Source organism: Streptomyces sp. NPDC086080, from assembly GCF_044540255.1.
Classification (GTDB): domain Bacteria; phylum Actinomycetota; class Actinomycetes; order Streptomycetales; family Streptomycetaceae; genus Streptomyces.
Genome location: NZ_JBITRU010000003.1, coordinates 199,787 through 212,856, shown reverse-complemented (window position 1 = coordinate 212,856; position 13,070 = coordinate 199,787). Strand labels below are relative to the sequence as shown.

Annotated in this window: 10 protein-coding genes; 4 read left to right on the top strand and 6 right to left on the bottom strand. The window is 70.9% G+C overall.

The window, feature by feature from the left end:
- Nucleotides 1-4: 4 nt before the first annotated feature.
- Nucleotides 5-427, bottom strand: a complete 423-nt coding sequence (locus tag ACIF9R_RS05085) for a Rieske (2Fe-2S) protein (RefSeq protein WP_399974514.1) — start codon at nucleotides 425-427, stop codon at nucleotides 5-7.
- Nucleotides 428-862: 435 nt separating this feature from the next.
- Here ACIF9R_RS05085 and ACIF9R_RS05080 point away from each other — a divergent pair, with 435 nt between their 5' ends.
- Entirely contained in the window at nucleotides 863-1,966 is a 1,104-nt protein-coding gene (locus tag ACIF9R_RS05080) for a LacI family DNA-binding transcriptional regulator (protein WP_399974511.1), read from the top strand.
- Nucleotides 1,963-2,886, top strand: a complete 924-nt coding sequence (locus tag ACIF9R_RS05075; RefSeq protein WP_399974508.1) for a carbohydrate kinase — start codon at nucleotides 1,963-1,965, stop codon at nucleotides 2,884-2,886. Before ACIF9R_RS05080 ends, ACIF9R_RS05075 begins: the two co-directional genes overlap by 4 nt.
- 74 nt (nucleotides 2,887-2,960) lie before the next feature.
- Here the strand turns inward: ACIF9R_RS05075 and uvrA are convergent, their stop codons facing one another.
- A complete protein-coding gene (uvrA, locus tag ACIF9R_RS05070; protein ID WP_399974505.1) occupies nucleotides 2,961-5,975 on the bottom strand; it encodes an excinuclease ABC subunit UvrA in 3,015 nt (1,004 codons plus the stop codon).
- Between the two features lie 223 nt (nucleotides 5,976-6,198).
- On the opposite strand from uvrA, the gene ACIF9R_RS05065 reads away from it, so the two are divergent.
- Both ACIF9R_RS05065 and ACIF9R_RS05060 read left to right on the top strand, forming a co-directional pair.
- Nucleotides 6,199-6,888: a maleylpyruvate isomerase family mycothiol-dependent enzyme gene (locus ACIF9R_RS05065; protein ID WP_399974502.1), complete on the top strand. Its 690-nt coding sequence runs from the start codon at nucleotides 6,199-6,201 to the stop codon at nucleotides 6,886-6,888.
- A 39-nt stretch (nucleotides 6,889-6,927) separates the two neighbouring features.
- Complete coding sequence (locus ACIF9R_RS05060; RefSeq protein ID WP_399974500.1) at nucleotides 6,928-7,581, top strand: MBL fold metallo-hydrolase; 654 nt, start codon at nucleotides 6,928-6,930, stop codon at nucleotides 7,579-7,581.
- Nucleotides 7,582-7,623: 42 nt separating this feature from the next.
- On the opposite strand, the gene aroQ is transcribed toward ACIF9R_RS05060, so the two are convergent.
- The 4 genes from aroQ to ACIF9R_RS05040 all read right to left on the bottom strand — a co-directional run bounded on the left by aroQ (nucleotide 7,624) and on the right by ACIF9R_RS05040 (nucleotide 13,053).
- Nucleotides 7,624-8,097 (bottom strand): type II 3-dehydroquinate dehydratase, encoded by a 474-nt coding sequence (aroQ, locus tag ACIF9R_RS05055; RefSeq protein WP_399974497.1) that lies wholly within the window; start codon nucleotides 8,095-8,097, stop codon nucleotides 7,624-7,626.
- Between the two features lie 269 nt (nucleotides 8,098-8,366).
- A complete protein-coding gene (locus tag ACIF9R_RS05050; protein ID WP_399974495.1) occupies nucleotides 8,367-9,467 on the bottom strand; it encodes a calcium:proton antiporter in 1,101 nt (366 codons plus the stop codon).
- Between the two features lie 291 nt (nucleotides 9,468-9,758).
- Nucleotides 9,759-10,760: a TerC family protein gene (locus ACIF9R_RS05045; RefSeq protein WP_399974493.1), complete on the bottom strand. Its 1,002-nt coding sequence runs from the start codon at nucleotides 10,758-10,760 to the stop codon at nucleotides 9,759-9,761.
- 286 nt (nucleotides 10,761-11,046) lie between these two features.
- Complete coding sequence (locus ACIF9R_RS05040) at nucleotides 11,047-13,053, bottom strand: TerD family protein (protein WP_399974490.1); 2,007 nt, start codon at nucleotides 13,051-13,053, stop codon at nucleotides 11,047-11,049.
- Nucleotides 13,054-13,070: the final 17 nt, after the last annotated feature.

Genomic DNA, 13,070 nt, shown 5'->3' with positions numbered 1-13,070 from the left:
CCGGTCAGGCCTGCGGGCGGGCGACCAGCGTGCCGTTCTTCACCTCGACGGCCAGCGGCTTCAGGGGCGCCACGGCCGGCTCACGCAGCACCTTGCCGGTGGTGACGTCGAACTCGCTGCCGTGGCAGGGGCAGATCAGCCTCGTCCCGTCCAGCTTGTTGATGGGGCAGCCCGCGTGTGTGCAGAGGGTGTCGTACGCCTTGAGGGTGCCGTCACCGCTCCGGCTGACCACCACGTTGTGATCCCGGTACAGCTTCGCGCCGCCCTCGGCGACCTCGCTCTCCGGCCCCAGCTCGACGGGCCCGCTCAACGGAGCGGCCCTGTCGTCGCCCCCGCCCCCACACGCGCTGAGCCCCAGCCCTGCGACGGGGGTGAGGGCCGCGCCCTTCAGGACGGTACGGCGGCTCGCGGCGGGTCGGGCGGACATGAATCTCCCCTGGTAGGACAACACCATCTCCCGCGACCCTACCGACCCCCGCCCCACCCCACCGCGCCTCCCCCCGCCCTCGCACCCCGCATCTCCGCAACCCCACAGCGCCCACCACCTCACCTCCCGCCCCGCGCTTCCGTAGCTCCACGCCACCGCGACCCCGCTTCCACCGCTTCCACCGCTTCCACGGGCAGTCGTGCCGCAGGGCGATGGGGTCCCCCCGCTCGAGCGAAGCCGAGAGTGGGGGAGGGTGGGCGCGATGGCACCCAGCAAGCGCCGGGTTGCGCAACACCCCCGCCCAGCACCAGCACCAGCACCAGCACCAGCACCACGCATGCGTAAACGATTGCGTAAGCGTTTACGCGCCCCCACCGGATCGGATACCGTCCCCCTCACCGAGCACCTGAAGGGGACGACAAAGCAGGGAGTTCCATGGCAACCATGTCGGACGTGGCCCGCAGCGCAGGCGTCTCCGTCGCCACCGTCTCCCACGTCCTCAACAACACCCGCCCGGTGCTCCCCCACACCCGCCAGGCCGTGCTCGACGCCGTCGAGGAACTCGGCTACACCCCCAACACCCTCGCCCGCTCCCTGGTCACCTCCCGGACCCGGTCGATCGGCCTGGCTGTGTCCGCCATCAGCAACCCCTACTTCACCGAGATCCTGCAAGGCGTCGAGGCCGCCGCCCTGGAGCACGGCCACAGCCTCCTCATAGCGGACCCGCACGACGACCCGGACCACGAACGCAAGGTCGTACAACTACTCCACGAACGCCGTGTGGACGGCATGATCGTCGCCCCCTCTCCCCGGCCCCACGAGCTTCTCGCCTACCTCGGACGTCACCGCGTGCCCACCGTTTTCCTGGACCGGCTGGTCGGAACACCCGAGGCCGGCGAGGGCCTCCGCTTCGACCAGGTCTGCGCGGAGAGCACGGCGCCGACAGCCCATCTGGTGACCCACCTCGCCGGCCTCGGCCACCGCCGCATCGCCCTCGTCGCCGGCCTGCCGGGACTCAGCACGACCGCCGAGCGGATCACCGGCTACCGGGACGGGCTGGCGGAGGCCGGTCTGCCGTACGACGAGCGGCTCCTGGTGCACGGCGACTCCGACACCGCCGGCGCGCAGCGGGCCGTCTCCGGCCTGCTGTCCTCCGGCGCGCTTCCCACGGCGCTGGTCACCGCCAACAACGCCATGACGATCGGCGCGCTGCGCGCCCTGCGGAACCACGGCCTGTCCGTGCCCGGGGACATCGCGCTGTGCTGCTTCGACGACTTCGCCTGGGCGGATCTGTTCTCGCCCCGTCTCACCGCCATCGCCCAGCCGAGCAGAGAGATCGGCACCCGGGCCGTGCAGGTGCTCCTGGAACGCGTCGCCGAACCGGACCGGCCCGCGCGGACCGAACAGCTCGCCTGCGCCTTCGTGCACCGCACGTCCTGCGGCTGCCCGGGCGACCCGGTGAGCCCCATGAGCCCGATCGGCGCGATGAGTCCGGTGCGTCCGAGTCCGACCGCTCCGGAGAAGGGAAACCCCACATGATCGTCGTAGCCGGTGAGGCCCTGATCGACTTGGTACCGCAGGGCGCGGGCGCCCTCGCGGCCTTGACGCCGGCGCTCGGCGGCGGGCCGTTCAACACGGCGGTGGCGCTGGGCCGCCTGGGCTCCCCCACCGCCTTCTGCTCCCGGATGTCCCATGACGCCTTCGGCGAAGCGCTGCTGGACCGGTTGCGGGAGACCGGAGTGGACGTGTCGTCGGTGCAGCGCGGCGACGAGCCGACGACGCTCGCCGTGGCCGTGGTCGACGAGGGCGGCTCGGCAGCGTACTCCTTCTACGTGGAGGGAACCGCCGACCGGCTGTTCACCACCCCCGGGACGCTGCCGGCCGGCACCCGCGCGGTGTCCTTCGGCACCTGCTCGCTCATGCTGGAGCCCGGTGCGAGCGCCTACGAGGAGCTGATGCGCGCCGCTTCCGCGCGCGGTGTGTTCACGGCCCTGGACCCGAACATCCGGGCGGGTCTGATCCCGGACGCCGACGCCTACCGGGCCCGTTTCAGGAGCTGGCTGCCGTCCGTGTCCCTGCTGAAGCTGTCCGAGGAGGACGCCGGCTGGCTCGGCGGGTCCCCCGACGAGTGGCTGGCGGCCGGTCCGGCGGCGGTCGTGGTCACCCGGGGCGGCGACGGGCTGACCGCGTACACCCGTGACGGCGGCGCGTACGCGGTGTCCGGTGAGCGGGTCGCGGTGGTCGACACCATCGGCGCCGGTGACACGGTGAACGCGGCGCTGCTGCACGGCCTGGCGGTCCGTGACGCACTCAGTGCCGAGGGGATCTCCGCGCTGGGCCCGGAGGGCTGGCGGAGCCTGCTCGGCTTCGCGGCCCGCGCGGCGGCGATCACCTGCTCCCGCGCCGGCGCGGAACCGCCGTACGCCCATGAACTGGACGCCGGGGACGCCTACGCCTGACGCACGCACGCGCCGTGCCGCACGGGACGGATGGTCCCGTGCGGCACGGCGCGTGGTGCCGCGAGGCGTGCCGGTCAGGCCTTGGCGGCCCGCGTCGTCTTCTTCGCGGCGGCCTTGGTGGCCGTCTTCCCGGCCGCGCCGCTGTCGACCGCCTTGGTGGTGGTCTTCCTGGTACCGGCCTTGGCGGCGACCGTCTTCTTCGCCGCGGTCTTGCGCGGCGCACGCACCTGCGGGGCGTCGCTGATCCGCTCCGCGCCGAGAACATCCCTCAGGAACTTGCCGGTGTGGCTGGCCGGGACGCCGGCCACCTGCTCGGGCGTGCCCTCCGCGACCACCAGACCGCCGCCCGCACCGCCTTCGGGGCCCATGTCGACGACCCAGTCGGCCGTCTTGATCACGTCGAGGTTGTGCTCGATGACGATGACCGTGTTGCCCTTGTCGACCAGGCCGGACAGGACCGTCAGCAGCTTGCTGATGTCCTCGAAGTGCAGGCCGGTGGTCGGCTCGTCCAGGACGTAGACCGTGCGGCCGGTGGAGCGCTTCTGCAGCTCGCTGGCGAGCTTCACCCGCTGCGCCTCGCCGCCGGACAGGGTGGTCGCGGCCTGGCCGAGCCGGACGTAGCCGAGACCGACGTCGTTGAGCGTCCTCATGTGGCGGGAGATCGCCGGGACGGCCTCGAAGAAGTGCATGGCCTCTTCGATCGGCATGCTCAGGACATCGGCGATGGACTTGCCCTTGTAGTGGACCTCCAGGGTCTCCCGGTTGTAGCGGGCGCCGTGGCAGACCTCGCACGGGACGTACACGTCCGGGAGGAAGTTCATCTCGATCTTGATCGTGCCGTCGCCCGCGCAGTTCTCGCAGCGGCCGCCCTTGACGTTGAAGGAGAACCGGCCCGGCAGGTAGCCGCGGACCTTCGCCTCCGTCGTCTCGGCGAACAGCTTGCGGACGTGGTCGAAGACGCCGGTGTACGTCGCCGGGTTGGAGCGCGGGGTGCGGCCGATGGGCGACTGGTCGACGTGGACGACCTTGTCGACGAGGTCGTCGCCGTCGACACGGGTGTGCCGGCCGGGCACGCTCCGGGCGCCGTTCAGCTCGCGGGCCAGGTGCGTGTACAGGATGTCGTTGACCAGCGTGGACTTTCCGGAGCCGGAGACGCCGGTGACCGCGGTGAACACGCCCAGCGGGAAGGACACGTCGATGTCCCGCAGGTTGTTCTCCCGGGCGCCGTGCACCGTGAGCCGGCGCGACGGGTCGTGCGGGCGGCGGATGTCGGGCAGCGGAATGGCCTTCTTGCCGGAGAGGTACTGGCCGGTCTGCGACTCCGCGTTGGCCAGCAGTTCCTTGAACGAGCCGCTGTGCACGACCTTGCCGCCGTGCTCACCGGCACCGGGACCGATGTCGACGATCCAGTCGGCGACCTTGATGGTGTCCTCGTCGTGCTCGACGACGATGAGCGTGTTGCCCATGTCGCGCAGCCGGACGAGGGTCTCGATCAGCCGGTGGTTGTCGCGCTGGTGCAGGCCGATGGACGGCTCGTCGAGGACGTAGAGCACGCCGACGAGTCCGGAGCCGATCTGGGTCGCCAGGCGGATGCGCTGGGCCTCACCGCCGGAAAGGGTGCCCGCGGCGCGATTCAGTGAGAGGTAGTCCAGACCGACGTCGACCAGGAACCGCAGCCGCTCGTTGACCTCCTTGAGCACGCGCTCGGCGATCTTCTTGTCGCGTGCGGTGAGCTTCAGCTTGCCCAGGAAGTCGGCGCAGTCGCTGATGGACATCGAGGAGACCTCGGCGATGGACCTGTCCATGACCGTGACGGCGAGGACGACCGGCTTGAGGCGGGTGCCCTCACAGCCGGGGCAGGGCACCTCGCGCATATAGCCCTCGAAGCGCTCGCGGCTCGAGTCGCTCTCGGCCTCGCTGTGCCGGCGCTTGACGAAGGGGACGGCGCCCTCGAAGGCCGTGGTGTACCTGCGCTCGCGCCCGTAGCGGTTGCGGTAGCGGACCTCGACCTGGGTCTTGTGCCCGTGCAGCAGGGCCTTCTTGGCCCGCTGCGGCAGGCCCGCGAAAGGAATGTCCGTACGGAACCCCAGCGCGTCCGCGAGGGCCCCGATGAGACGACCGAAGTAGTCCTTGGTGTGGCCGTGCGACCACGGGTGTATGGCGCCCTCGTCGAGGCTCTTGTCCGGGTCGGGGACGATCAGCTCGGGGTCGACCTCCATGCGCGTGCCGATGCCGGTGCACTCGGGGCAGGCGCCGAAGGGCGAGTTGAAGGAGAAGGAGCGGGGCTCGAGCTCCTCGAAGGACAGGTCGTCGTACGGGCAGTACAGATGCTCGGAGAACATCCGCTCGCGCTCGGGGTCGTCCTCGGGGAGGTCGACGAAGTCGAGCACGACCATGCCGCCGGACAGCCCGAGGGCGGTCTCCACGGAGTCGGTGAGGCGGCGCTTGGCGCCGTCCTTCACGGTGAGGCGGTCGACGACCACCTCGATGGTGTGCTTCTCCTGCTTCTTCAGCGTGGGCGGGCTGGAGAGCTGGACGGTCTCGCCGTCCACCCGCGCGCGGGAGTAGCCCTTGGTCTGGAGGTCGGAGAAGAGGTCGACGAACTCGCCCTTGCGCTCGCGCACCAACGGGGAGAGCACCTGGAAGCGGCTGCCCTCCGGCAGCTGCAGGACCCTGTCGACGATGGCCTGGGGCGACTGGCGGGAGATCGGCCGGGAGCACTCGGGGCAGTGCGGCTTGCCGATGCGCGCGAAGAGCAGGCGCAGGTAGTCGTAGACCTCGGTGATGGTGCCGACCGTGGACCGCGGGTTGCGGGAGGTCGACTTCTGGTCGATGGAGACCGCCGGGGAGAGGCCCTCGATGAAGTCGACGTCCGGCTTGTCCATCTGGCCGAGGAACTGCCGGGCGTACGAGGACAGCGACTCCACGTAACGCCGCTGCCCCTCGGCGAAGATCGTGTCGAAGGCCAGCGAGGACTTGCCCGACCCCGACAGGCCCGTGAAGACGATGAGCGAGTCGCGCGGGAGGTCGAGCGAGACGTTCTTGAGGTTGTGCTCGCGCGCTCCACGGACGATGAGACGGTCGGCCACGCCGGTCCGCACCTTTCTTGAGAGAAGTGACAGGGGCGGGGCCCCCGTCTTTCCCAGACTAGGGGGAGCCACTGACAACGCCGGTTCGGATTCACGGGTTGTCAACAAACCCCGGCTCTCCAGCATGCCCGACGCCACACCCGAGCCTATAGCACGTGCATTCGATTTAGTGGCGCACTGCACCACCTTCACCCGAAGGTGTGACGGAGCTAAGGTCAGCACCATGATTGATCACGCTGATGACCTGGCGTCCCTACAAACGGCTACCGACCGGCTGCTCACCGCGCTCGGCGCACTGGACAACGCGGCTGTGACCCAGTCGTCACGCCTGCCCGGCTGGACCCGCGGCCATGTACTGGCCCACCTGGCCCGCAACGCGGACGCTCTGGTGAACGTGCTGGAGGGCCGCCCCATGTACCTCTCCGGCGAGGCCAGGGACGCCGACATCGAGCGGGACGCCCCCCGCCCCCTCGACGTCCACCTCGCCGACGTGCGGGACAGCGCGGAGCGCTTGCGCGCGGTGAGTGCCGCCCAGGCCGACTGGTCCCGCACGGTGGAGCTGCGCAACGGGGTCACGGACCGCGCGGAGCGGGTGCCGTTCCGACGGTGGATCGAGGTGGAGCTGCATCACGTGGACCTCGGGATCGGCTACGAGCTGGAGGACCTGCCGGAGAGGTTCACCGAGCGGGAGATCGGCTTCCTCGCCGCGCGGTTCAGCGGTCACCAGGACGTGCCGCCGACCACCCTGGCCACCGTGGACGGCCGGACCTGGACGACCGGCGGCGGGTCGGACGGCTCCCCTGTCACGGTGGAGGGAACGGCCGCCGATCTGCTCGGCTGGCTCGCCGGCCGCAGGGACGGGGCCGGGCTGGCGGTGAAGGGCGGCGGCCTTCCGTCGCTCCCCCCGCTCTGAGGTCTGTCCCGCCCCGGTTCCGGCGATAGGCTGACCGTCATGACGTACAGCGGTCGGGTGACGGTCGGCGGCCCAGCCGACGTGCACGAACTCAAGGACCTGATGATCACCAAGGTCGCGGTCGGCCCCATGAACAACAACGCCTATCTGCTGCGTTGCCGGGCCACCGACGAGCAGTTGCTGATCGACGCGGCCAACGACGCGGAGACCCTGCTGGGCACCATCGGTGACGACGGCATCGCGTCCGTCGTCACCACCCACCGGCACGGCGACCACTGGCAGGCGCTCGCCGAGGTCGTGGCGGCCACCGGCGCCCGCACCCACGCCGGCCGGGACGACGCCGAGGGCATCCCGGTGCCGACCGACGTGCTGGTCGACGACGGCGACACCGTCCGGGTGGGGCAGGTGGAACTCACCGCGCGTCACCTGGTCGGGCACACACCCGGCTCGATCGCCCTGGTCTACGACGATCCCCACGGGCACCCGCACGTGTTCACCGGGGACTGCCTGTTTCCCGGGGGTCCTGGCCGGACGACACGTCCGGAGGAGTTCGACACCCTGATGGACGGCCTGGAGGCCAAGCTGTTCGACGTCCTGCCCGACGAGACGTGGATCTACCCCGGCCATGGCGACGACACCGCCCTGGGCGTGGAGCGTCCGCATCTGCCGGAGTGGCGCGCGCGGGGCTGGTAGGCGGCGCTCCCGCACGGGGGCGTCCGCCCCGGCGGGTGGGGCTTACGTCCGCGCCAGTCCCGGGCCGGCGAGCGCCGCGATCCGCTCCACCGCGAACACATAGCCCTGGACGCCGCATCCCGCGATGACCCCGTCCGCGCGGAGTGAGACGTAGGAGTGGTGCCGGAACGACTCACGCCGGTGGATGTTGGAGATGTGGACCTCGATCACCGGCAGCCCGTCACAGGCATTGAGGGCGTCCAGGATGGCCACGGAGGTGTGCGAGTAGGCGCCGGGGTTGATGACGATCCCGCAGTGGTTCAGCCGGGCCTCGTGGATCCAGTCCACCAACTGCCCCTCGTGGTTGGACTGGCGAAGCTCCACCGTGCCGCCCCGGGCGGCCGCCGCCCCGGCGCACATCGCCTCGACGTCGGCGAGCGTGTCGGACCCGTAGATCTCCGGCTGGCGCTGCCCGAGCAGGTTCAGATTGGGGCCGTTGAGGATCATGATCGGGGCGTTGGCCAGATTGCGGGGCACGGTTCCTCCGGTCCGTCGGGGGCGGGCGGTTCCCGGCGGAACCGCTGCTCGCCCCCGGTCTATCACGGTGCGGCGCGGGCCTGTCGGGCCCTGCCTCCCGGTCCGTGAGGCGGGCGACGCGGACCTGCGCACCCGGCGCCTCCCCGTGTGCGTTGTGGACCCCGGGCGCACCGGCCCGCACCGGGTGGTCCTCTCCGGGGACGTCGTCCGCGTCGACGGTTCCGCCCGGCGCGTCACCGTCACGTACGGACGCCGGGCGGAACCGCCCGCTACGGGTTGATCGCCAGTTCGAGGTAGGCGGCGAGCAGCACCAGGTGCACCCCTCCCTGGAGGGGTGTGGCCCGCCCGGGGACCACGGTCAGCGCGCCCACCACCATGGTCAGCGCGAGCAGCACCATGTGGGTGCTGCCGAGCCCGAGGACGAGCGGGCCGGTGAGCCAGAGGGAGGCCAGTGCGACGGCCGGGATGGTCAGGCCGATGCTGGCCATCGCCGAGCCGAGCGCGAGGTTCATGCTGGTCTGCACCTGGTTGCGGCGCGCGGCACGCACCGCGGCGATGGTCTCCGGGAGGAGGACCAGCAGGGCGATGATCACACCGACGACGGAGTGGCCCAGCCCCGCGGCCTGTACGCCCGACTCGATGGTGGGTGAGACCCCTTTGGCCAGACCGACCACGCCGATCAGGGCAAGGCCCAGCAGGCCCAGGCTGATCAGGGCGGTGCGGTTGGAGGGCGCCGGGGCGTGCTCCTCCGCTTTGGGCGTCTCGCCCTGCTTGGCCACCGGCAGGAAGTAGTCGCGATGTCTGACCGTCTGGGTCGCGACGAACAGGCCGTAGAGGACCAGTGAGGAGACCGCCGCGAACGAGAGTTGCACGGTGGAGAACTCCGGTCCGGGCTTGCTCGTCGTGAACGTCGGCAGGACGAGGCTGAGCGTCGCCAGCGTCGCGACCGTGGCGAGGGCCGCTCCGGTGCCTTCCGAGTTGAAGACCGCCGTGCCGTGGCGCAGTGAGCCCACCAGGAGGCTGATCCCGAGGATGCCGTTGACGGTGATCATCACGGCCGCGAACACCGTGTCCCGGGCGAGGGTCGCGCTCTGGTCCCCGCCGTCGATCATCAGCGTGACGATCAGAGCCACTTCGATGACGGTCACGGCGACGGCGAGGACCAGGGAGCCGAACGGTTCGCCGACCCGGTGTGCGACCACCTCGGCGTGGTGCACGGCTGCCAGCACGGACGCCGCGAGGACCAGGGTCACCAGGGCGACGATCCCGCCCGGCAGATCGCGTCCCCAGGTCAGCAGCAGCAGCAGCACGGCGAGCACGGGCACGATGGTCGTCCACCGCGTCGCGAGGGCGCTGAGCCGAGCGATCATGGTGTGATCGTCGCAGACGTGAAGGGGCACCGCACCTTGCTGGAGGCGCCCGCCCGCGGGGCGACCGAGGTCGGTACGGGAGTTGTCACCCCCGTGCGGCGTATCCCTCCGCGACGTCCTCCTGATCGCCTCGGGGTCATCAGGGTCATACATGGCCTCCTGGTACGGGTCGGATCGGTCGGCGGCGCCGGTGAGCGGCGCGTGCGGAGACAGAGGGTCACCGGGAGCGGTGGCCGGCGATGTACTGCGCCCCGCTCCCGGTGCCGGTGTCTCGATGTGCGTCCGACGGGGTCAGACGTCGATGCTGTTCTTCGCGGAGCTCTCGCCCTGATCGGCGGCCGGCGTGGCCTCCGCCATCTTCCGGGTGGCCCGCAGGCTGGTGAGCGTGGTGATGACCAGGACTCCGCAGATCACGCCCAGCGACACGGGGATGCTGATCTCGGGGACGTGAACCCCGGACTCGTGCAGTGCGTGCAGCACCAGCTTCACACCGATGAAGCCGAGGATGATCGACAGGCCGTAGGAGAGGTGGACCAGCTTCCGCAGCAGTCCTCCGATGAGGAAGTACAGCTGCCTGAGGCCCATCAGCGCGAACGCGTTCGCCGTGAACACGATGTACGGGTCCTGGGTCAGGCCGAAGATCGCGGGGATCGAATCGAGCGCGAACAGGACGTCCGTGGTGCCGATGGCGAGCATGACGACGAGCATCGGGGTCATGGCCCGCTTGCCGTTCTGCTCGATCCACAGCTTGGTGCCGTGGTAGCGGTCGGCCACGCCGAAGCGGCGCTCGGCGGCCTTGAGGAGCTTGTTCTCCTCGAACTCCTCTTCGTCCTGGTCTGCGCGGGCCTCCTGAATGAGCTTCCAGGCCGTCCAGATGAGGAAGGCGCCGAAGAGGTAGAACACCCACGAGAAGCTGGCGAGGATCGCGGCACCGGCGGCGATGAATATCGCGCGCAGCACCAGCGCGATGAGGACACCGACCAGGAGAACCCGCTGCTGATACTGCGACGGCACCGCGAACTTCGCCATGATCAGGACGAAGACGAAGAGGTTGTCGACGCTCAGCGATTTCTCGGTGATGTAGCCGGCGAAGAACTCGCCGCCTGCCTGTCCCCCGCCCCAGATCAGCAGGCCGACGCCGAAGAGTGCGGCCAGCACGATCCAGACGACGGTCCAGATTCCGGCTTCTTTGATGGATACGTCGTGCGGCTTGCGGCCGATGATGAAATCGACCGCGATCAGGGCGCACAGCCCCACCACGGTCAGGACCCACAGGGTCATGGAAACTTCCACTGCGCCTCCGGCAGATGCGTCACAGGCAATGTCAGCGTCGTCGCTGCCGGAGGTCTCTTCCACCCGGGCCGCCGGGCGCTGGTACACGTCCGGACGGTCCTTCGGGCCGACGCCCCGGGATCTGGCCTGATCCGTATTGACGGGGTCGCCGCACAGACAGGGAGTACTCCCCTCCGTGCTCCCCACCGTACCCAATCACCAAGGGTTGGTAAAGGGATGGGTAAAGAAATCTACAAGTGCACTGCTCAGGGGCCTTTGCATGATCTTGGTGAAGGCGGGTACGGGGTCACCGGTTCCATGCGCGGCGGGCCGCGGCGACCTGGGTGAGCACCTGATCGAGAATCTGACTGCCCGGCGGCACCAGCGGCGGCTCGTACGTCCAGGCATGGCCCACCCACGGGTCGGCCAAGTGATCGTCGGGCACGGGAGTCAGCCGCAGCAGCGCACGCCAGAGCGGATCCAGCAGCGGACCGTAGGCCGAGGACTCCTCACGGTCCGCGACCATCATCAGATGGACACCGACGGACGGGCCCTCGTCCGCGAGATAGCGCAGCTGGTTCACCGCCCGGTCGTCGAAGCCGTGCGGGAACTCGTTGACGATCAGCAGCTGTTGAGAGGTGTCGAAACCGGGCGGCAGCGCGTCCGGCGCACCTCCGCGCAGCGCCATCTGCACCAGGTCGACCCGCTGGGTGAGCCGGCCCAGCACGTCCGTGACGCCCGCGGCACCCTGGGCGGGCGGGCCGGCCAGTACTCCGGTCCGGATCAGCGGCGCCAGAGCCTGCGCGCCCGAGCCGGCCGGGTCGATGACGTGCACGGTGAACTCGCCCGCCGGGTACACGGCGAGCAGCCGGGCCGCGTGCGCGACCGCCGTCTCCACGGCGAGGCGCCGCGCGTCGTGCGAGTCGGTGAACGACCCGTCGAGGGAGTCGGTCCGTCCACTGTCGATCCACACGCCCCGCTCCAGGGGCAGCCGGAGCAGCATCGGAATGCGGATCCGGTCGGCCTCGGGGAGGCGCAGGTCGCCCAGGCGGACCGCCATGGGTATCTCCATGGGAACCCGGTAGGCGTGCCAGGCGGGGTTGTCCCAGCGGGCGAACGCCGGGGGGAGGGCGGGTTCGACGACCTCGGCCTCGGCGACGAGCTGGGCGAGGTCCCGATCGAGGGCCTCCTGTGCCTGGCCGACGAGCTGGGCGTGCCGGGCCCGTGCGGTCTCCCGGGCGGCGTCGCCCTGGCCGCCGATCCGGCTGCGCGGGTCGGACAGGGCCTGCTCGAGCTCCTTGTCCATCCGCGACTCGGCGAAGTCGACGGCGCTCCGATAGGCGGCGGTGGTGCGGGCCAGGTCTTCGAACATGCCCCAGACCTGGTTGTAGAGCCGCTCTTCCATGGACCAGCCGGTCGCGTCCCCCGCGACCGGCTGCGCGGGCTGCCCGGGCCGGGACTGCGGCGCGGTGGGCGGAGGCGACGGCGGAGCGGAGTTCTGCCGCCGGGGGTGGCTGTAGTCGACCGGGCCACCGCCGGTCGTCGCGGACGGGTCCGCGACGTCGGCCGCGCCGTAGGCCGGCTGCGGTCCCCCCTGACCGGGTCCATCGGCCGGCTGTCCGCCGTACGACGGCGGAACCGGGCCCGGTGCGCCCTGAGGCGCGGTGCCGCTCTGGTCGGGGCCGACCGCCGGCGCGGCCGCCTGCCGGGAGCGGTCGCCGTCGGAGGGTCGGGGCGGCGGCGCCTGCACGGAGCGGGCGAGGCCCCGCGCGACCGCCTCGTTGATGCTGCCCGCGAGCTGTACGGCCTCGGGCAGGCCCTGATCGGTGAGCAGTTCGGCCAGACCGCCCGCGTAGCCCTGGCCGACGGCGCGTACCTTCCAGGCGCCCTGGCGCCGGTAGAGCTCCAGCGCGACGACGGCCGACTCGGATTCCAGGCCGGTGATGGTGTAACTGGCGACCTCGTCGCCGTTCAGACCGGTGACGGCGACGAAGGGGGCCGCCACGGCGCCGAACCGGGTGGGTCCCGGCCCGCCCGGGGCGGGCAGGGCGAGCAGCACACTGACGCGGTGGACCGCGTCCGTCATGGCGTCCAGGTCCACCGCGAGACGGTGGTCGGCGGCCGCCTGACGCGGCACCTCAAGACCTGGCTGGGTGGGTGCACCGGGGTGCGCCACCCACTCCACTCCGTGGATCCTGCCGTTCTCGTCGCCGAGCGCGGCCGTGGCCACGACCGGCGTGCCGGCCGAGATCCGGATCTCCAGACGGGACTGGGAGAGCGGGTGGTTCTGTCCCCGCACCAGCTCGGCCGTCATCGCCTTCGTCCCCCTGC